At 66.1% G+C, this 20,010-nt stretch carries 15 protein-coding genes; 7 read left to right on the forward strand and 8 right to left on the reverse strand.

Annotated features, from left to right (window positions below):
* Nucleotides 1–2: 2 nt before the first annotated feature.
* From B0T44_RS19410 to B0T44_RS19440, 7 genes are all read right to left on the reverse strand, one after another.
* Nucleotides 3–929 (reverse strand): decaprenyl-phosphate phosphoribosyltransferase, encoded by a 927-nt coding sequence (locus tag B0T44_RS19410; protein WP_077116182.1) that lies wholly within the window; start codon nt 927–929, stop codon nt 3–5.
* Entirely contained in the window at nt 922–1,440 is a 519-nt protein-coding gene (locus tag B0T44_RS19415) for a phosphatase PAP2 family protein (protein ID WP_139347762.1), read from the reverse strand. The genes B0T44_RS19410 and B0T44_RS19415 overlap by 8 nt, the downstream gene beginning before the upstream one ends.
* Nucleotides 1,441–1,499: 59 nt before the next feature.
* The gene (locus B0T44_RS19420) at nt 1,500–3,434 is read right to left on the reverse strand and encodes a glycosyltransferase (RefSeq protein WP_077116180.1); all 1,935 of its coding nucleotides are present in this window, start codon (nt 3,432–3,434) and stop codon (nt 1,500–1,502) included.
* Nucleotides 3,431–4,663: a UDP-galactopyranose mutase gene (glf, locus tag B0T44_RS19425; RefSeq protein ID WP_077116178.1), complete on the reverse strand. Its 1,233-nt coding sequence runs from the start codon at nt 4,661–4,663 to the stop codon at nt 3,431–3,433. Before glf ends, B0T44_RS19420 begins: the two co-directional genes overlap by 4 nt.
* 504 nt (nt 4,664–5,167) lie before the next feature.
* The gene (locus B0T44_RS19430; protein WP_077116177.1) at nt 5,168–5,809 is read right to left on the reverse strand and encodes a hypothetical protein; all 642 of its coding nucleotides are present in this window, start codon (nt 5,807–5,809) and stop codon (nt 5,168–5,170) included.
* 133 nt (nt 5,810–5,942) lie between these two features.
* Nucleotides 5,943–6,713, reverse strand: a complete 771-nt coding sequence (locus B0T44_RS19435) for a MerR family transcriptional regulator (RefSeq protein ID WP_077116175.1) — start codon at nt 6,711–6,713, stop codon at nt 5,943–5,945.
* Nucleotides 6,714–6,932: 219 nt separating this feature from the next.
* Entirely contained in the window at nt 6,933–8,780 is a 1,848-nt protein-coding gene (locus B0T44_RS19440; protein ID WP_245839423.1) for a SpoIID/LytB domain-containing protein, read from the reverse strand.
* A gap of 296 nt (nt 8,781–9,076) precedes the next feature.
* Between B0T44_RS19440 and B0T44_RS19445 the strand changes: the two genes are divergently transcribed.
* On the forward strand, nt 9,077–11,314 hold the full coding sequence (locus B0T44_RS19445; protein WP_081512352.1) for an N-acetylmuramoyl-L-alanine amidase: 2,238 nt from the start codon (nt 9,077–9,079) through the stop codon (nt 11,312–11,314).
* 85 nt (nt 11,315–11,399) lie between these two features.
* Here B0T44_RS19445 and B0T44_RS19450 read toward each other — a convergent pair whose 3' ends face one another.
* Nucleotides 11,400–12,230 (reverse strand): Cof-type HAD-IIB family hydrolase, encoded by an 831-nt coding sequence (locus tag B0T44_RS19450; RefSeq protein WP_077116174.1) that lies wholly within the window; start codon nt 12,228–12,230, stop codon nt 11,400–11,402.
* Between the two features lie 264 nt (nt 12,231–12,494).
* Between B0T44_RS19450 and B0T44_RS19455 the strand changes: the two genes are divergently transcribed.
* From B0T44_RS19455 to B0T44_RS19480, 6 genes are all read left to right on the forward strand, one after another.
* Nucleotides 12,495–13,472, forward strand: coding sequence for an ABC transporter permease (locus B0T44_RS19455; protein WP_077116173.1), 978 nt, complete (start codon nt 12,495–12,497; stop codon nt 13,470–13,472).
* A gap of 2 nt (nt 13,473–13,474) precedes the next feature.
* Nucleotides 13,475–14,392 carry an ABC transporter permease gene (locus tag B0T44_RS19460; RefSeq protein WP_077116172.1) on the forward strand — a complete coding sequence of 306 codons (918 nt, stop codon included), beginning with the start codon at nt 13,475–13,477 and terminating at the stop codon, nt 14,390–14,392.
* A gap of 128 nt (nt 14,393–14,520) precedes the next feature.
* Nucleotides 14,521–16,407: an ABC transporter ATP-binding protein gene (locus B0T44_RS19465; RefSeq protein ID WP_077116171.1), complete on the forward strand. Its 1,887-nt coding sequence runs from the start codon at nt 14,521–14,523 to the stop codon at nt 16,405–16,407.
* A 12-nt stretch (nt 16,408–16,419) separates the two neighbouring features.
* Complete coding sequence (locus tag B0T44_RS19470) at nt 16,420–18,084, forward strand: ABC transporter family substrate-binding protein (RefSeq protein ID WP_077116170.1); 1,665 nt, start codon at nt 16,420–16,422, stop codon at nt 18,082–18,084.
* Nucleotides 18,081–18,740, forward strand: coding sequence for a hypothetical protein (locus tag B0T44_RS19475; protein WP_425436856.1), 660 nt, complete (start codon nt 18,081–18,083; stop codon nt 18,738–18,740). The genes B0T44_RS19470 and B0T44_RS19475 overlap by 4 nt, the downstream gene beginning before the upstream one ends.
* A 336-nt stretch (nt 18,741–19,076) precedes the next feature.
* A complete protein-coding gene (locus tag B0T44_RS19480; RefSeq protein ID WP_077116234.1) occupies nt 19,077–19,985 on the forward strand; it encodes a DUF8832 domain-containing protein in 909 nt (302 codons plus the stop codon).
* Nucleotides 19,986–20,010: the final 25 nt, after the last annotated feature.

Below are 20,010 nucleotides of genomic sequence, written 5' to 3' on the forward strand. Positions count from 1 at the left end.
CGTCAGGTGAGATAGACAGCGACACCTACCGCTCCGATCCAGGCTATGGCGAGGAACTGCAGGACACGGTCCCCCAACGCGATCTCTTCCGGCTCACCGGCCTCGCCTCCATCGACGTCGACCGCGTAGCGCAGGATTGCGATAGTAAACGGAATCATCGAGATCGCGAACCACTCGGTGTCGGTCGCCCGACCCTGTTCGAAAGCCCACAGGCCGTAGAACACCACCACCGCGGTCGCCGCCAACGTCCAGATGAAACGCAGATAGGTCGGGGTGTAGTACTCGAGCGATTTGCGGATCTTGGCGCCGGTACCCAGCGCGATCTGCAGTTCCGCGTACCGCTTCCCCGCCGCCATGAACAGCGAACCGAACGCCATGATCAGCAGGAACCACTGCGACAGCGGGATATCCGCGGCCGCGCCGCCCGCCACCGCGCGCAGCAGGAAGCCCGACGACACAATACAGATATCCAGTACAGCCTGGTGTTTGAGGCCGAAGCAGTAGGCCAGCTGGATACCGATGTACACCGCCATCACCACCGCCAGCTGCCATGCGGCCAGCAGCGACGCCAGCAGCGACCCGACCAGCAGTAGCACGGCCAGCACATAGGCCAGGTTGACCGGCACGACACCCGCCGCGATCGGGCGGTGCCGTTTGGTCGGGTGCGCCCGGTCGGCCTCGACGTCCATCGCGTCGTTGACCAGGTAGATGCCGGACGCGGCCATACAGAAGACGACGAAGGCGATACCGACATGGGCAAGTACGTCGAGGTCGGTGACCGTGCCCGCGGCCAGCGGTGCGGCCAGCACCAGGACGTTCTTCACCCATTGGCGCGGCCGGACGGCCTTGACCAGACCACCGGCCAGCGTCTTGGGCGGACCCTTGACGACGGCGTCGGCCAGATCAGCGCCGGTCGGCTCTTCACTCATAACGGGCAGCGCCTTTTCTTCTTGTGCGGTCACTGTCGAGTCTCTTTTCGGCGGCGAGCAGGGCAGCGGCAGATGCGGCACCGAGCGCGGAACCGGCGAGCACATCGGATGGATAGTGCACCCCGAGCACGACTCTGGAGAGCAACATCGGTGGTACGAGCACCGCAGGCAAGGGTAGCCCGGTCAATCTGCCGAGCAACACGGCCGCCGCCGTCGTGGACGTCGCATGCGACGACGGGAAGCTGAGTTTGCTCGGTGTCGATACGTTGACCTGGACCGATGGATCGTGTGGGCGGGGACGCCGGACGATCCGCTTGATCACGATCGAGGCCGCGTGTGCCCCGAGGGCACCGACCGCGACACCGGCCCACTGCCTGCGCCGCGGTTTGTCGGCCAGCGCGCCGACAGCGGCGATCCCGACCCAGCCGAGCGCGTGCTCGCCGAAATGCGACATGCCGCGCGCAGCGGACACAACGGCGGGCGTGGCGATCGCCTCTTGCACCTTGGTGATGGCCGCGACTTCCGGCGGCCGGTTACTACCTGGCCCGCGCAGGCTCGGATTCACCGCGTTCACCGGTCGGACTCCTCGAGGTCAGTGATACCGAACACCTTTTCCCAGGCGGCGGTGCTGGTCAGCTGCGGATGCGCGGCCCGGTAGCGCTGCTGCATCTCCGGGAAACGGGCGGCGAGCTCCTTACGCAACCGCATCGCCTCCTTGAACAGCCCGTAGGCCTGGCGCGGATCGCGTTTGCGGTAGACCACGCCGCGCCCGTCGGCGGTGGTGACGGTGACCCCGTCGACCTGCGACAGCAGGAACCAGCGCGCGTCCAGCGTGGGCACATTCAACTGCGGACGCTCATGATGCTCGGCACGGGCCGGCCGCAGATTGTGCAGCACCCCCTTGCCGAGCCGCACGATCTTGGCGATCGGGTTGGCCGGTTCACCCACCGCACCGACCTCGGCGTGACTGGCCAGCGGCAGGGTGGTGGACGAGGGCAGAATCACCGCGTCTGGGTACTGTTTGCGCAGTTCGTGTACGGCGCCCAGCGCGCTGGGAAGCAGTTCGAACAGCCGTTCCGGTCCGGCGAGGAAATCGCGGATGGCCAGGTTCTGGATGGCGACCGTCGAATACTCCAGGCACAGCAAATGCTTGAGCGTCGCCTTGACCGTATTGGCGATCATCGCTCGGCCGTTGCCCGGCAGGTGCAGTGAGGCGACGACCAGCCGGTTGCGCAGATGAAAGTAGGCCTGCCAATCGATGGCGTCGTCTTTATCGCTCCAGGCCATATGCCAGACGGCCGCACCGGGCAGCGTGACGGTCGGATAACCGGCTGCGCGGGCACGCAGGCCGTATTCGGCGTCGTCCCATTTGAGGAACAGCGGCAGCGGCTGACCGAGTTCCTCGGCGATCTGCCGCGGGATCACACACGTCCACCAACCGTTGAAATCGACGTCGATACGCCGGTGCAGCAGCTTGGAATTGTCCCGGTCGCGCAGCGGGTTCTTGGCGAAATCGTGGTCGTATTCGACATTCGGCGCGGCGGTCCACATGAAGATATTGCGGTCCACCACCTCGCCCATCACATGTAGATGCGAGCGTTCCTGCAGGTTGAGCATCTGACCGCCGACCAGCACCGGCGATTTCGCGAACCGGGAGAAGGCGAGCGCGCGCAGGATCGAATCGGGTTCGACCTCGATATCGTCGTCCATGTAGACGATGTATTGGGCGTCGGTGGTTTTCAGCGCCTCGTACATCACCCGGCTGTAACCGCCGGAACCACCGAGATTCGGCTGATCGTGAATGGACAACCGATCCCCGAGCACTGCGGCCGCACCCGCGAAACCCGGCTCGTCGACCACCTTGCGGGTGCCCTGGTCGGGAATGATCACGGCCTTGATCTGCTGCAACACCAGCGGATCCGAGCCGAGCGCACCCAGCGTTTTCACCGCATCGGCCGGCCGGTTGAACGTCGGCATACCGACCGCGATGGTGCCCTCACCCGGCGCCTCGACCGGTGCATACCAGCCTGCTGCCACCAAGGTCACCGCGGTGTCGGTGGTGATATCGAACCAGAGCCAGCCGCCGTCCTCGAACGGGCCCAGATCGGTTTCGAACTCCACGAACACCGAGTCGGTGCCCGGCGCCACCGCGAACTCGCGTCCCTGCACATGGATCCGGGAGCCGTCGGCCTTGGAACGGTAGAGATCAACCCGGCCGTGCCCGGCCAGCTCCAACCGCAGCACCACCGAATCGAGAACGCTCCAGCGCCGCCAGTAGCTGGCGGGCAGCGCGTTGAAGTAGGTGCAGAACGACACCTCCGACTCCGCGCCGATCGACAGCGAGGTGCGGGTGGTGGCATGCGCCCGGCGGGCGTTGGTCGCCGACTCCTCCAGATAGAGGGTGCGCACGTCCAGGGGTTCGCCCGGCCTGGGCAGGATAATGCGTTGTAGCAGTGATGTCGCGCGGGTTTCGGTGCTCATCTCTTCCAACGATGCGGAGGTCATTCGTCCCCGTTCTCCTCGGCCAGCGGCGCACCGGTTTCCAGGTGCGGGCGCAGCACATTGTCGAACATGTTCAGCGCGCTCGCGATGGCCATATGCATGTCCAGGTACTGGTAGGTGCCGAGGCGTCCGCCGAACAGCACCTTCGCTGTCGCCGTCTCCTTTTTGGCCAAACCGCGGTAGGCGGCCAGTTTGGCCCGGTCCTCGGGAGTGTTGATCGGGTAGTACGGCTCGTCCCCGGTCTTGGCGAAACGAGAGTATTCGCGCATGATGACCGTTTTATCGGTCGGGTATTCGCGCTCGGGATGGAAGTGACGCGGCTCGATGATGCGGGTGTAAGGCACGTCCGCGTCGTTGTAGTTCATCACCGAAGTGCCCTGGTAGTCACCGGTCGGCAGCACTTCGGTTTCGAAATCGATGGTGCGCCAGCCCAGTTCGCCCTCGCGGTAATCGAAGTAGCGGTCCAGCGGGCCGGTGTAGACCACGGGCACATCAGGGTTCTGCGCGCGCAGTTCGTCGCGCACCTCGAACCAGTCGGTGTCGAGCCGCACCTCGATCAGCTCGCTCGCCGCCATATTCTCCAGCCACTTGGTGTAGCCGTGGACCGGCAGGCCCTCATAGGTGTCGTTGAAGTAGCGGTTGTCGAAGGTGTAGCGGACCGGCAGGCGGGTGATATTGCCCGCGGGCAGTTCCTTCGGGTCGGTCTGCCACTGTTTGGCGGTGTAGTCGCGGACGAACGCCTCGTAGAGCGGGCGGCCGATCAGCGAGATGGCCTTCTCCTCGAGGTTCTGCGCGTCCTTGGTCTCGATCTCCGAAGCCTGCTCGGCGATCAGGGCACGCGCCTCATCGGGTGTGAAGTAGCGGCCGAAGAACTGGGAAACCAGGCCGAGCCCCATCGGGAACTGGTAGGCCTGCCCCTTGTGCATCGCGAACACCCGATGCTGGTAGCCGGTGAACTCGGTGAACTGGGTTACGTAGTCCCACACCCTCTTGTTCGAGGTGTGGAACAGATGCGCACCGTATTTGTGCACTTCGATCCCGGTTTCCGGTTCCGGCTCCGAATAGGCGTTACCACCGATATGCGGGCGGCGATCGAGCACCAGCACACGCTTACCCAGTAGGTTCGCGGTGCGTTCAGCAATGGTCAGCCCGAAAAAACCCGAGCCGACGACGATCAGATCGAACTGTGTATTGGTCTTTTCTGAGTTACCCGGAGACGATGCGGCGGTCACGGCTGCCCAGCGTAACGGAAGCCACCGCAATCGCCCGTCCGAGCCGATACATATAGGCGTACCTCCGCCTTCGCTCCGGCCATGCGCATTTCTGTGTACCTCCCATATACGCACTGCTGAGCGCGGTCTGCCTAGCTACCGCCTTCGCGCCGAACGCGCAGCCCGCGTACCTCCGCCTTCGCTCCGGGCATGCGCATTTATGCCTACCCACGCATACGCACGGCTGAGCGCGGTCTGCCTATCCACCGCCTTCGCGCCGAACGTGCGGACCGCGTACCTCCACGTTTCGTGCGGCCGCACGTCTTCGGATGGGGGTCTGCCGCGCGCGGCCGTCTCGGGTGCGGCAGGCCGGAAGCATCGCGGGCACGAGGGCCGGTCCGGCCGTGGTCGGGTTGGAGTCGGTCGGCGTTCAGTCGATCGAGGATGCGTCCTGCCTGGCGTTCGTTATCGCCACGCCTGGGTAGCGCTTGCACCCGTCCCGGCTCGGGGGCCCGGACGCGCTGATCAGGCGTGGGTGCGCCGGGCTCTGATCCAGCGTCCGGTGCTGCTCACGCTGGCCAGGATCAGGGTCGCCAGCATCAGGATGACGCCGAGAACACCCGTACCCGTGCCGCCGATGATCATTCCCCACACCACGTTGGCCAGGGAAAGTGCGCTGCCGAGGATCACCATGACCCGCCCGATGGCGGTCCGGCACAGCAGCAGAACGCCGCCGACCAGCAGCAGGAAGGCGATGATGGCGAGCCCGATACTCAGGATGTCGATGAGCTCCGGGCTGGGCAGATCGACGTCGATATCGACATCGGAACCGCGGGAACTGCGGCTACCGCGGCCGCGGGCGCCGCTGACCGGAACCTGCGCCAACGAATTGGATGTGCCGAACGCTACGGCCGCGGCCAGCGCGTTGAGTCCGCCACCCAGTAGGGCGAATATGCCCGCGGTGATACCGGTGCCACCACCGGCACCCTGCTGTGGCGGGGGGTAGCCGGGGCCCGGGTAACCGCCGTAAGCGGGGTAACCAGGTTGCTGCGGATAGCCCGGCGGAGCGGGGTGCGGCGGGTAGCCGGGCGCCGGACCCTGATGCGGCGGATAGCCGGGCGCGCCATAGTTCTGTGGTTGCCCCGGGGTGCCGTACGGATAGCTCAAGGGAATTCCCCCCTCTCGTTTTCGTGGCGCGAACTCTATCGCGCCGCAGACCATGAGAACCAGCAGCGCCCGCCTACACTGGGCATAGGCGGGCGCTGACGGCATTCCGTTGCGGTTCACCGGTTCCCGGGTGTCACTCCAGGTTCCGCTCGGCGTACACCTTCATCGCGTCGCGAATGAATTCACTGGTGCCCGCACCGTGCACGTCGTAGTTGGCCCGGAAACGGTCGTCGGAGACATACATTTCGCCGAGGCCCGAGAAGTAACCGGCGCCTGGCTGCTGCTGGGAGCCTGTCGATAACCAGTCGTAGTGCCGCTGGGTGATCGCCTGCACCTCGTCGCTGCCGGGGGCCAGCCCGGCCTGATGCGCCTTGCCGTAGTCGGCGGCGATCGCCAACTGCGTCTGCTGGAAGGCTTTCTTGTCGGCGTCGCTCAGCGAACGCCACCAGCGGTCGCTGTTCTCGTAGGCCTGTTCGCCCCAGCGCTCGATGACCTCGTCCTTGTACTGGGTGTGGTCGAACCCGTCGAAAGCTTCTGCTGCCACGAGTCGTTCACCTCTTTCCATCTTGTGCAGCGTGGTGTGTACCGACTCGATCCGGCGCCGGATCCGATCCTGTTCCTGTCTCAGCAGTTCCAGGTGTGTACGCAGCGCGGCCGCCGGTTCCTGTTCCCCGGCGAGGACTTCGGCGATGACCGGCAGGCCGAGGCCGAGATCCCGCAGCAACAGGATGCGTTGCAACCGCACGAGGCCGTCCTGGTCGTAATAGCGGTAACCATTGGCCCCGATCCGGCTCGGCGGCAACAGCCCCAGCTCGCCGTAATGGCGCAGCGTGCGACTGGTGGTACCGGCCGCCTTCGCCAGATCCTGGATGGACCACTCGCCCTCGCGGGTACCTCTACCCACGACTCGGACCTCCTCCTGTTTCGTGTCGGTGCAACCAGCATGCAAGTTGACGCTACGTCAAGGTCAAGGGTGATAACCGTTGGTTTCTCCGCACCGAGACCGGCGCGTTTCCGCTGATCGGCCAGCACGGCCCAGACAGGCAGAAACCCGTCACTCCGCCCCGGGACAGATCGCGACCAGAAGGCAGGCTGCGTGCCCCGGCGAGGCGATCGAGCGGTGCTAAGCCGGGTTTCTGCCGGGCCTACCGGTGACGTCCGCTTCCGACGGGATCGCAGGGGCGCCCGGGACCGGCTTCGATGGTTGCGCCTCGGGCGAGTCCGCACTGCCCGGCGCCTGCTCGATGTCGGGAACGAGCTGCAGCAGGGTCGTGAAATCGACAACCTGCGCCCCCAGCGTCGGCGTGTAAATGATGACGCCGTTGGTGTACATACGATAGATGCCCGCGTTCTCCGGCAGCGACATCTGCGGGCTGATCGGTTCGCCGACCTCGCTGTCAGCTCCACCGATCCGCGCATACTCGGCATCGATCGGAGATTGATGCCCTGCCCGGGCAGGCGGCGCAGTAATAACCGGAGTGTTCGGATCGGCACCGGATGGATCGCTTGGTGCAAGTCCAGCTGGAGCGCCCGGCGTGCTGCTCGACCGTTCAACCGACGAGGGGCCCGGCCTGATGCCCGTCGATGGGCCCGGCACAGTGGACGACGCTGCGTTCGGTGCCTCGCCCGATGGCTCACCCGGCATGGTGCTCGAGGGGGCTTCCGGCACAGTGCTCGAAGGTGCTCCCGGCATGTTGCTGTACGGCCCTGCCGGTGTGGGGCCGGGCTGCTCGCCGGGCCCGGTACTCGGCGGACTGTTCGGTATAGCGACGGAGGGAGCTTCCGGGGCGGGCTCGGGTGGGGCGCCCAGCGCATATTCCGGGGGCGCACCCGGGACCGTTTCCGGTTGAGCACCGGGCGTTGTGACTGGTGCGGTATCGCGCGCAGGCCCTGGTACGGCGGCAGGTGGGTAGCCAGGAGCAGTGCGTTGCAGGTCGTCTAGCGCTGTTTCTGTGGGGGTGCCAGGTGCTGTGTTCTGCGTGGTGTCGGGCTGAGCGCTCGGCTCAGGGTCGGCGGCACGGGGGCGGAGTGCGGCGAGGCCGGGTGTGGCGGTAGTCAGCTCGGCTGGTGTGGGGCCGACTTCGAAGGTGCGGATATCGGCCGGGGTGCCGCCGTCGGGGGCGGTGGAGTATTCGGCGCGCAGGATCCGGCCGTCACGCAGGAGAACGGTTCCGTCGGTGGCGGCGACGGCAGCCGCGGTGCGTGGGTCTTCGAGCGCGGTACCGGGGTAGACCTGGCAGTCGGTGGTGTCGCAGGTCTGGGCGTAGGGGTAGCGCTGCTCGGCCAGAGCGTAAGAGCGGGCGGCGATAGCTTGGGCGCGCAACGCCGCGGCTGCGCCTTTGTTTGCCCAGTTCGGCTGCACTTCCGCGGGGAGGACGCCAAGTAGATAGTCCTGGATGCCGACACGGTTGACTGTGCGCGCTTCGCCGTTCTCGCCGGCGACGCCGAGCGAGCCGCGGTAGCTTCCGCCGCCGCACAGCGTCAGGTGCTCGGCAGCGGGCCGGTTCGGCCGGGGGTCGAGCGGATAGACCCACGGGTCGGCAACGGAAGTTTGCCAGAGCGTTTCGCCCGAGCAGCCAGCGGTGACAACGACATTCGCTCCGCCGCCGGGCAGCGGCGTCAGGTGCGCGACCTGCCCGGGTTCGAGCACCCGGCCCGCAACCCGTGCGCCCGCTGCGGCAGAGACGTCCAGGCTCGAGCCGTCCCGGCCCATCAGTCGCACCGAAACCGTGGTGGGTCCGATGGTCCCCATGGTCGCGCCCGGATAGTAGTACTCGAGGATGCGCTCGGCCGTCCAGCCGTTCTGCGCATTCCGCAGCGCGCCGTGCTGGCTCATCCCACGTCCGTGTCCGTCTCCGGCAACCGTCCGGTACACCGCAGGCACGTCGAAGAACAGCAGCGTTCCTCCGGTCAGGGCGACGGTGATACCGATGGTCAGCACCGAATCCGCCAGGCAACGACGGCGCCGCACTGTACGCGGCCTATGGGTTCTTGCCAGCAAGTTTCGGAGACGGTGTGCCTGCTTCGCGCGAGCTGTTCCGAGCGGTTTCGACATTCGTGAGCTCCCATGACTTTACGTCGCTTGGACGGGTCCCAGTCCGGACCGGCATGTCGTTTCGACCGAATCCGATCAGCGAGCTACATTCGAGCAACCACTTAATCCTCAACCTGAGGTTTAGCTATGTGGCATTTGTGACTAGTGTGATGCGTGAGACAACAAGAAGCAAGCAGGCATGACTCGCGATCACCGGTTCGACCCGATTGGAGATGCTCGTGCCCTACCGCAAGCCGAAACGCTCCTACATGCTCCCGGTTGTCACAACGCTTGCGGTAGCGGCCCCGCTCGCGACCCTGATACCCGGCGATTCACCCGACTACCGAACGGCCACCGACACCGAACTGGCAGCCGTCCCGGCAGAACTCGCCGAAGTCGTACTCGCCAACGCGCCCGATATCGTGTTGCCGCTGGCGGAACTCACCGGTCTACCACTTCCCGACCTGCGGCTATCCGATCTTCGTAAACTTCCGCTACCGGCGTCTGTTCCGGTCCCGGAAGGTCTGCCCGTCCCGCCAGGTGTGCGGTTACCGGACGAAATTCCGTTACCCCAGCTGAATTCCGGGCAGTCCCAGAATTCAGCGCCGCCGACCGAGACCGCACCGGGCCGGACACCGGCCACTCAGCTCATCGCCGACCCGAGCTCCGCGGGCAGCGAAACGGACCCACCCGCGCTCCAGCCCGGTGTCGTCCCCGCAGAGCTCATGACCGAGGTCGGCGCGCAGGTCAAAGAACTTACTCGCGAAACTCCGTTCAGCGTTGTCGCAGTCACCGCCGACAACCTGGCAGGCACCACCACCATGGTTCGCGCCCGCCAACCCGACGGCAGCTGGGGTCCCTGGTTCCAGGCCGAGCCGATCGACGGCCACAGCGCAGCGCCCGCGAGCGGCACCGAGGGCACCGAACCCGTGTACGTGGGCACCACCAACGCCGTGCAGATCCTGGTCACCCGCAGACCCGCCGAACCCGCGTCCCAGCCTTCCGGGCCATCCGAGCAACCGGTACTGCGCACCCCGGCCGCCGCTCCCGCCGACCAGCCACCAGCCGATATCACCGCCGTGCTCATCGATCCGGGCCGAGGCGCCATCGATAGCTCACTGGAAGACGTCGCCGCCGCACTGCCAGGCGGCGGACCACATGTGATCACCCGGAGCCAGTGGGGCGCGGACGAATCTTTGCGCTGCCAGGAGCCCACCTACGACGACGCGCTCGGCGGCGTCACCGTGCACCACACCGCGGGCCGCAACGACTACAGCAAGGCCGAATCGGCGGGCATCGTCCGGGCGATCTACACCTATCACGCGAAAACGCTCGGCTGGTGCGATATCGGATACAACGCACTGGTCGACAAGTACGGGCAGATCTTCGAAGGACGTTACGGCGGTCTCGACAAACCGGTACAGGGCGCGCACGCAGGCGGGTTCAACGAAAACACCTCCGGCGTCGCCATCATGGGCACCTACGAGACCGAAACCCCCTCGGACCGGGCCATCGAGGCCACCGGGCGGTTCGTCGGCTGGCGGACCAAGATCGCCGGGCTCGACCCCAAAGGCTATACGACCATGTACTCCGAGGGCACCGAGTTCACCCCGTACGCGCAAGGTGAGGCGGTGCGGCTGCCGATCGTGTTCGCGCACCGCGATGTCGGCAACACCAGCTGCCCCGGCGACGCGGCCTACGCTCAGATGGACCGCATTCGCGATATCGCGGCCGGGGCAACGGGTTCCGGTCCGCAACCGCGACGCGAGGTGGACCGATCCGATCTGGCGGCGCTCGTCTCGCTCACCGAAAAGCTGCTGACCATGGTGAACGACAACATCATCGCCAAATACTGGGTGTCGACCGGCGGTCCGCAGGGACCGCTCGGCGACGCCGTCTCCGAACCGCTGCCCGCCGCGCAGGGCCAGCAGTACGCCAAGTTCGTCAACGGCCACGTCTACACCACCCCCGAGGGCCATACCTACGAGGTGGTCGGCAAGATCCTCGACCGCTTCCTGGAACTCGGCGGCGACTCCGGTGTGCTTGGCCTGCCCTCCAGCAACCCCTACCCCGTCCCAGACGGCCTGCGCACCGACTTTCAGAACGGTTCGCTGATCCTCAACGAACTCACCGGCATCGTCACCACGATCTGGAAGACCTACAACGACACCTACCAGCAGGAAATGGCCGGAAAACCGGTCGCCGCGCCCGCCCCGCACCCGCAGGCCCAACCCGCGCCGCCCGCTCCCACCGATACCTCACCTGGGACACAACCCGCCCCCGAGGCACCCAGCACCACCACACAACCCACGCAATCCGAGGAAACCGGTTCACCTGCCTCCGAGCCGGCCGATGAGCCCAGCCGGAACCAGGCACCGAACGGCGAGCCCGGCACAGCCTCGGAACCAGCAGAACCGCCGACCCCGACCACCGAGCCCGTGCCGCCCATGCAGCCCGTCCCGGCCGAGTAGACGGCAGGGAGCCATCGTCCCGGGTCGTTGCCGCTGCCCCCGCTGAGGCGGCACGCGATCCATGACGGCATGCTCGCCGCGGACGCTAACCCCACCAGCGTTCGAGCACCCGCGCCACACCGTTGTCCGCGTTGGTCGTGGTGACCTCATCGGCGACGGCCAAAGCTTCCTGATGGGCATTGGCCATCGCGACACCATTACCCGCCATGGTGAGCATGGGCACGTCATTGGGCATATCACCGAAGGCGACCATGGTGCTGGGGTCCACGCGGAGACGTTCAGCGACCACAGCAAGCCCCGAAGCCTTGGTGATGCCGGGAGCGGACAATTCGATCAAGCCATGGTCGGTGGAATAGGTGATATCGGCCCGGTCGCCGACAAGTGGGGCGAGGGCATCGCGCATTTCCCCACTGAGCGCACCGGGCAACCGGATGAGCATCTTGATGGCAGGAGCATCGATCACCTCATGCCGGGCGACGGCAGTGTCGTCCGGGTTGAGCCAAGCATGCTCGTACTCGGGGGAGCTCACGAACTGCGGAGTGGCAGCATCATGTGCGCTGGCACCGATACGTTCGGCAGCCAACCCGCAGCCAGGCAACGTTCTCTCAGCGATATCGGCAAGCCAGGCGAGAGTGTCGACATCCAAGGTGCTGCTGGCAAGCACCCGATCGGTGGCACTGTCGTAAACAACCGCACCGTTACCGCACACACACAACGGCGCATACCCGAGACCATCGACCACCGGCGCTACCCAGCGCGGCGGACGACCAGTAGCCAACACAAACGGCACCCCGTCGTCGACAACCGCGGCAACCGCGGCCTTGGTCCGCGCGGAGACCCGCTCAGACGGATCGATCAAAGTGCCATCCACATCGGAGGCGACCAGACTCGGCTTGGGCAGATGAAGGCGCGTCACCCATGCAATTGTGATGGCGCGCTGGCGCGCGTGGGTTTGCGGCCTGTGTTCAATGGCCGCGCCTCCGGCACGGCGGGGTTTACGGCCCCCTGGCCTGTTCGGTTCTGGACGCAGAAACGGTTCTGGCTGCCGGAACGGGTTCCGGTTGCTGGGGCGGGTGGGCGCGGGCCGGTGAATGGTTGACACGCGTTGCGTGGCCTCCGGGCGCGCGCGGCTGGCCGGTGCTCCCTATGATCGGGGCCGACACTGGACTCGAGGGGACCGATGACCGGCTTTCTGCTACGACGCGCGCTCAACTACGTCGTGTTGTTGTTGCTGGCATCGTTCCTCACGTTCAGCGTCGCGTCACTGACATTTCGTCCGCTGGACAGCCTGGAGCAGCGTAATCCGCGGCCACCGCAGGCGGTGATCGACGCGAAGGCCGAGCAGCTGCATCTGAACGAACCGATTCCGCAGCGCTACCTGATCTGGATTTCCGGGGCGGTGCGCGGGGATTTCGGCACCACCCTGGCGGGTCAGCCGGTGAGTGAGGAGCTGCCGCGGCGGGTCGCGGTGAGTCTGCGGCTGCTGATCATCGGGTCGATCGTCGGCACGGTGCTCGGGGTGCTGATCGGCGCGGCGGGAGCGATCCGGCAATACCGGTTCAGCGACTATTTCACGACCGTGGTCTCGCTGCTGGTCTTGTCCACTCCGGTGTTCCTGCTCGCGACGCTGCTGAAATACGGGGCGCTGGAGGTCAACTCGATGACCGGGCAGCAGATCTTCCTCTACACCGGGGAGACCTCGGCAGGCCATATCGAAGGTTTCGGCGCGCAGTTCGTCGACCGGCTGCAACATCTGGTGCTGCCCTCCTTGACGTTGGCGCTCGGCGGTATGGCCGGCTACAGCCGCTATCAGCGCAATGCCATGCTCGACGTATTGCAGAGCGATTTCATCCGCACCGCCCGCGCCAAAGGCCTGACCCGCACCAAAGCGCTGTACAAGCACGGTTTGCGCACCGCGCTGATCCCGATGGCAACACTGTTCGCCTACAGCCTCGGCGGCCTGATCACCGGCGCGACATTCACCGAGAAGATCTTCGGCTGGCATGGCGTCGGCGAATGGCTGGTCGACTCGATCAACGCGCAGGACGTGTACGTGGTGGTCACCGTGACCGCCTTCGCCGGTCTGGTGGTGCTGGTGTCGGGGCTGCTCTCCGACATCGTGTACGCGATTCTCGATCCGCGAGTGCGTGTGGGGTGAGCATGACCGAAGCCGAGATCATCGTCCAGGGCGCGCCGGAGGTCGCCGCATCGGGACGGCGCAAACTCGTCTGGAAGCGGTTCCTGCGCAACAAACCGGCCGTGGCCGGTGCGGCTGTGCTGATCCTGTTGTTCCTCGCCAGCTTCGCCTTACCGCCGTTCCTGCCCTACGACTATCAGGACCTCGACTACACGGCACTACTGCAGCCGCCGAGCCCCGAACATCCGTTCGGCACCACTCAGATCGGCCAGGACGTGCTCGCGCAAACCCTGCGCGGCCTGCAGAAATCGCTGATCATCGGTTTCTGTGTCGCCGTCATCTCCACCACCATCGCGGCGCTGAGCGGCGCGATCGCCGGTCTGCTCGGTGGCTGGACCGACCGCGTCATCATGTGGGTTGTCGACCTGCTGCTGGTGGTGCCGAGCTTCATCATCATCGCGTTGTTCGCGCCACGTACCAAGGGCAGCAGCTCGATCGTGCTGCTGATCATCCTGCTGGCGGCGTTCGGGTGGATGATCAGCGCGCGCATCGTGCGCGGGTTGACGTTGAGCCTGCGGGACCGCGAATTCGTGCGAGCGGCGCGCTACATGGGCGCACCCACTCGGACGGTGATCATCAGCCATATCGTGCCGAATATCGCCTCGATCCTGATCATCGACACCACGCTCACCGTCGGCGCGTCGATCATGGCCGAGACAGGCCTGAGCTTCCTCGGGTTCGGTGTGCAGCCGCCGGACGTCTCGCTCGGTTCGCTGATCGCCGCAGGCACCGATACCGCGCTCACCTATCCGTGGCTGTTCTTGTTCTCCGGTGGGCTGCTGATCGTCACGGTGCTGTCGGCGAACCTGGTCGGCGACGGGCTGCGTGACGCCTTCGACCCGGGCGCGAAACGGGCACGGTCACGGAAGGCCCGGGCATGAGCGGTCAGCGGCCGGAGGAGACAGCGGAGCATAACCACGGAGGCCGCCCGCACATGCCCCAAGAACACAGCATGAGCGGTCAGCGGCCGGAGGAGACAGCGGAGCATAACCACGGAGGCCGCCCGCACATGCCAGGAAAGCGCAGCTCGAGTGACAAGAAAAAAGGGCTCGGCGAGCCCGGCGGCGCCCCGCTGCTCGAGGTTTCCGATCTGCGGGTGACCTTCCCCAGCGAGGAGGGCCGGGTCGAGGCGGTCCGCGGAGTCGATTACACCGTGTCCGACGGTGAGGTGCTGGCGATCGTCGGCGAATCCGGTTCGGGTAAGTCGGTGTCGTCGCTGGCGGTGATGGGGTTGCTGCCGGATCAGGCGCGGGTCGCCGGATCGATCCGGTTACGCGGGCGGGAACTGCTCGGGCTCGACGACCGGCAGCTGTCCGCATTGCGCGGCAGCTCGGTCAGCATGGTGTTCCAGGACCCGCTGTCGGCGCTGACCCCGGTGTACCGGGTGGGCGATCAGGTCGCCGAAGCACTGCTGGCGCACGGCGATATGAGCAAAGCCGACGCCGCGACACGCGCAGTGGAACTACTCGACCTGGTCGGTATTCCCGATCCAGAACTGCGCGCGAAGGCGTTCCCGCACGAGTTCTCCGGCGGTATGCGCCAGCGGGTGGTGATCGCGATGGCGATCGCCAACGACCCGGCGTTGATCATCTGCGACGAGCCGACCACCGCACTCGATGTGACGGTGCAGAAGCAGATCCTGAACCTGTTGCGCAAGGCGCGCGATATCACGGGCGCGGGCGTCATCATGATCACCCACGACATGGGGATCGCCGCCACCCTCGCCGATCGGGTCGCGGTTATGTACGCGGGCCGGATCGTGGAAACCGCGACGACCACCGCGCTTTTCTCCGAGCCACGAATGCCGTACACGGTGGGTCTGCTGGGTTCCATTCCGCGGATGGACAGCCCGGCCCGCACCCCGCTGATCCCGATCGTCGGCGCCCCACCCGCCATGCACGCCATACCGCCTGGCTGCTCGTTCGCGCCGCGCTGCCCGGTCGCGGTGCAGCAGTGCCGCGATGCCGAACCGCCGCTCGCCGAGACCACGCCAGGTCATCGCGCCGCATGTATCCGCACCCATGAGGTGGGAACAACGGAACTGTTCGACGCCTACCGCCGCGAGATCACCGAACCGGAGGCCACGGCAGACACCGAGCCCGAGGTGGTGCTGCGGGTATCGGATCTGGTGAAGACGTTCCCGATCACCTCGGGTGTGGTGTTCCGGCGGCGCAGGGGTGAGGTGCGTGCCGTCGACGGCATCAGTTTCCAGATCCGGGCCGGGCGCACGCTGGCGCTGGTGGGGGAATCCGGTTCCGGGAAATCGACCACGCTCACCCAGATCCTGGACCTGGCGCGACCGCAGGCGGGCAGTATCGAAATCCTCGGCCGCGAGATCAGCACGCTGACCAAGGCGCAGAAGCGGGAACTGCGCCGCAAGATGCAGATCGTCTTCCAGGACCCGACCGCCTCGCTGGATCCGCGGCTGCCGGTTTTCGACGCCATTGCTGAACCGTTGCGGATCGACGGACGCCCGAAAGCCGAAATTTCGCGCCGGGTGCCGGAGCTGCTGGCGCAGGTCGGTCTGCGCCCGGAGCACGCCGACCGCTATCCCGCCGATTTCTCCGGCGGCCAGAAACAACGCATCAGCATTGCCCGCGCTCTCGCGCTGGACCCGGAACTGCTGGTATTGGACGAGCCGGTGTCGTCGCTGGACGTCTCCATCCAGGCGGGGGTGCTGAACCTGCTGCGCGATCTGCAAACCGAACGTGGCCTGTCGTATCTGTTCGTCTCCCACGATCTGTCCGTGGTCCGCAATCTGGCCCACGATATCGCCGTCATGTATCGCGGCAAGATCGTCGAATACGGTCCGGCGGAGCAGATCTTCGGCGATCCTCGTCACGAGTACACCCGGTCGCTGATCGACGCGGTACCGGTGCCGGTCGTGAACCGTTAGGAAGGACATTTCATGAGGATTCGATCCGTCGGCTTCCGCCTCGCGGTGCCGATCGCCGCGATCGGCTTGATCCTGAGCGGGTGCAGCGCGAACAACGGCCACGGCGGCGATATCGCCATCGGCTCCAACAACCAGATCAACGCCCACGACCCGAGCGAGTTGCGCGACGGCGGTAATCTGCGGCTGCAGATCTCGGCCATGCCGGAAATCTTCAACCCACTGCACGTCGATTCCGACGCGGACGCAGGCGAAGTGGTCTCCTGGACCCTGCCGAGCACGTTCCGCTCCGATGCCGCGGGCAAACTGACCGTCGATAACAACTTCTACACCGATATCGAGCTGACCGGCACCAACCCGCAGGTGGTCACCTACACGATCAACCCGAAGGCCGTCTGGTCCGACGGAACCCCGATCACCTGGGAAGACCTGGCATCGCAAGCGCACGCGCAGAGCGGAAGAGACCCCAACTACCAGATCGCCGCCACCTCCGGTTTCGATCGGGTCGCCAAGGTCGAGCGGGGTGTGGACGACCGGCAGGCGGTTGTCACCTTCAACAAGCACTACGCCGAATGGCAGGGGCTGTTCGGGCTGCTGCTGCCGAAAGTCGCCACCGCGACACCGCAGGCGTTCGACGATTTCTACCGCAACGGTATGCCGCTGAGTGCGGGGCCGTTCATGGTCACCAATATCGATCGCGCGCAGAACCGCATCACCCTGGGCCGCAATCCCCAGTGGTGGGGCAACACCCCGAAACTCGATACGGTCACCTACAGCGTGCTCGACATTCCGGCGCGCATCGCGGCCGTGCAGAACAACGAGATCGACTCGGTGGACATCTCCGGTATCGCGGAGGTCACCACGGCCCGCAACACTCCTGGCGTGCAGGTATTGCGCACACCGCTGCCGCGTTTCTCCCACTTCACGTTCAACGGCGCGCCGGGATCAATCCTGGAGGACCCGGCGCTGCGGCGCGCGATCGCGAAGGGCATCGACCGCCAGGCCATCGCCTCGGCCACCCTGCTCGGCGTGGTGGACGATCCCAAGCCGCTGAACAACCACATCTATATGGAGGGCCAGAAGGGCTACCAGGACAACTCCGGCGTCATCGCTTACAACCCGGAGCAGGCGGCCCGCGAACTCGATGAGCTCGGGTGGAAACTCAACGGCGACGTCCGGGAGAAGGACGGACGCAAGCTGATCCTGCGCGATGTTATGTACCAGCAGGACCTGTGGGTGCAGATCGCGAAGATCGCACAGCAGAACCTGGCCGCTATCGGGGTGAAACTGGAAATCGAAACCTACCCGGGGCAGGGCCTTTTCACCGATATCATCGACCCGGGCAACTTCGATATCGCCCAGTTCAGCTGGGTGGGTAGCGTGCTGCCGCTCGCGGCGCTTCCGCAGATCTACGCCTACGATCCGGAAGCACCGCTGTCCAACAAGGGCCGTATCGGTTCCCCTGAACTGAACGCGCTGATCGAGCAGACCATCTCCGAACTCGATCCGAAGAAGGCGATCGAACTCGCGAACCAAGCCGACCGGATGATCTTCGAAGAAGTGCATTCGATCCCGATCACTCAGTCGCCCGGCGCGGTCGCTCAGCGCAACGAAGTCGCCAACTGGGGCGCGTTCGGCCTCGCTTCCCCCGACTACACCACCGTTGGCTTCCTGAAGTGAATCGCGGATCGGGCCATCCCCTGGCCTATCCGCTCACCGTGACGTTCGGCGCCCTGGCGGTTATCGCCGCTTGGGCGCCGTTCGCGGATCTGGACCAGGTGAGCGCGCTGGTCACCGTTGCGCTGGGGATCCTGGGCTACACGGGGTACCGGGTGAGTACGGCGCTCGGGTGGGTGCCGAGCGGGCCGGGCCGACAGCGGACGGTGCCGGTGCGGCGGGTGCGGCAACAGCATCGGCTGGTCAGCCGCTCCTGGCTGGAGGTCGGCGACGGGGGTCGCACGCGCTGGGTGCCCGTGTACTTCGACCCTCGTCTGGTCGCCTTGACCGGTGGCGATGCTCATATCACGGCGAAACGCATCACCATCGGCGAGTTGCGTTTGTACCCCTCCGGTCGCTTCCGTGATACCGAACCACCGGGCCGTCTGGTGGACAACCCGTCACGCCCGGCTCCCGATGCCGCGGAGCGCGCCGCCACCGCGGCCAAACCCGCCCGCCGCCTGCTCCTGGATGCCCAATCCGCCGTCGCGGCGCCGTTCGCCGCTCTGCTGTGGGTGTATGTGGCGAACGGTGGAGTTCCCGCTTTCGCGGGCGCGACCTGCGTTGCCGCCGTCACCGCCATCTGGCTTTCGGCCATTCGCGGTTCCGACCCCAGCTGAACGACGATCCCGACTGAGCTCAGCGCATCAGACGCCACCGCCTCGCCACCGACAACAACCGGCGACCGGCGAGAGACGACCGGCAGCGACCAGACGAGGTTGGCGAGACGGACGACCGGCGGCGACAGAAGACCGACAGACGACGGCCAGGACGGTCGCCTGACCTGGCGACGATCAGGTGGAACCGATGCGTGACCGCGCCGGGCAGGCGCTCTGGGGAGGACGTTGCCCTCTTCACCAGTTGTGGCGGAACACACTTGACAATATACCCTAGGGGGGTACGGTAAACGTCAGTACAGAGTTACCGCCCACACGGCATCGACAATGGAGCACCCGATGAACGCAGCAACGAAGTTCGCCGGTTTCGCGCTCGGCCTGGCCGCGATCTTCGCGATCGCGTTGGGAGCCGGAGCCGCTATCGGTCCCGAACCGGACCGCCCGCACTCGCATGAGGCCGAGACCCCGGGAGCAGCGGACCACGCGACACTCAGCGGGCTGACGAATACCGAAAGCGGCTACACCCTGGTTCTGGAGGACACACAAACCACATCCGCGCCGGACGCCCCGCTGCGGTTTCGTATCCAGGACCACACGGGCACCCCCGTCACCCGCTACACCACCACGCACGACAAAGACCTGCACCTGATCGTGGTCCGCCGCGATATGGCAGCGTTCCAGCACGTGCACCCGGTGCTCGACAACACCGGAACCTGGACGGTGCCGCTGGACCTGACCCAGGCAGGCGACTACCGGGTCTACGCCGATTTCGTCACCGAAGACGGGCACAGCCACATACTCGGCGCGGATCTGCGAGTCGCAGGGAACTACGCACCGCGGCCGCTCCCGGCGCTCACCACCGTCACCTCCGTCGACGGATACCAGGTCGCGCTGGAAGGAACCGCTGTGCCGGGGCAGGCAGTGCAGGTGAGGCTCACCGTGTCCCGTGACGGGCGGCCGGTCACCGACCTGGAGCCCTATCTGGGAGCGTACGGTCACCTGGTCGCCCTGCGCGCCGCCGACCTCGGCTACCTGCACGTTCATCCCGAAGGCCACCCGGGTGACGGGGTGACCACGCCCGGACCGACGATCACGTTCGCACTGACCGCCCCGACCGCGGGCGACTACCGGCTGTTCCTCGATTTCCAGCACCGGGGCGAGGTCCACACCGCCGAATTCACGCTGCCCGTCGCACCCGGGGAAGCGACGGAAGCCGGGGCACGTTCGCCCGCAGGCCACGGCCACTGAGCAGGCCTGACGCAGGGAGGAAGAC

This window comes from Nocardia donostiensis (assembly GCF_002081715.1).
In the GTDB taxonomy this organism is placed as follows: Bacteria; Actinomycetota; Actinomycetes; order Mycobacteriales; family Mycobacteriaceae; genus Nocardia; species Nocardia donostiensis.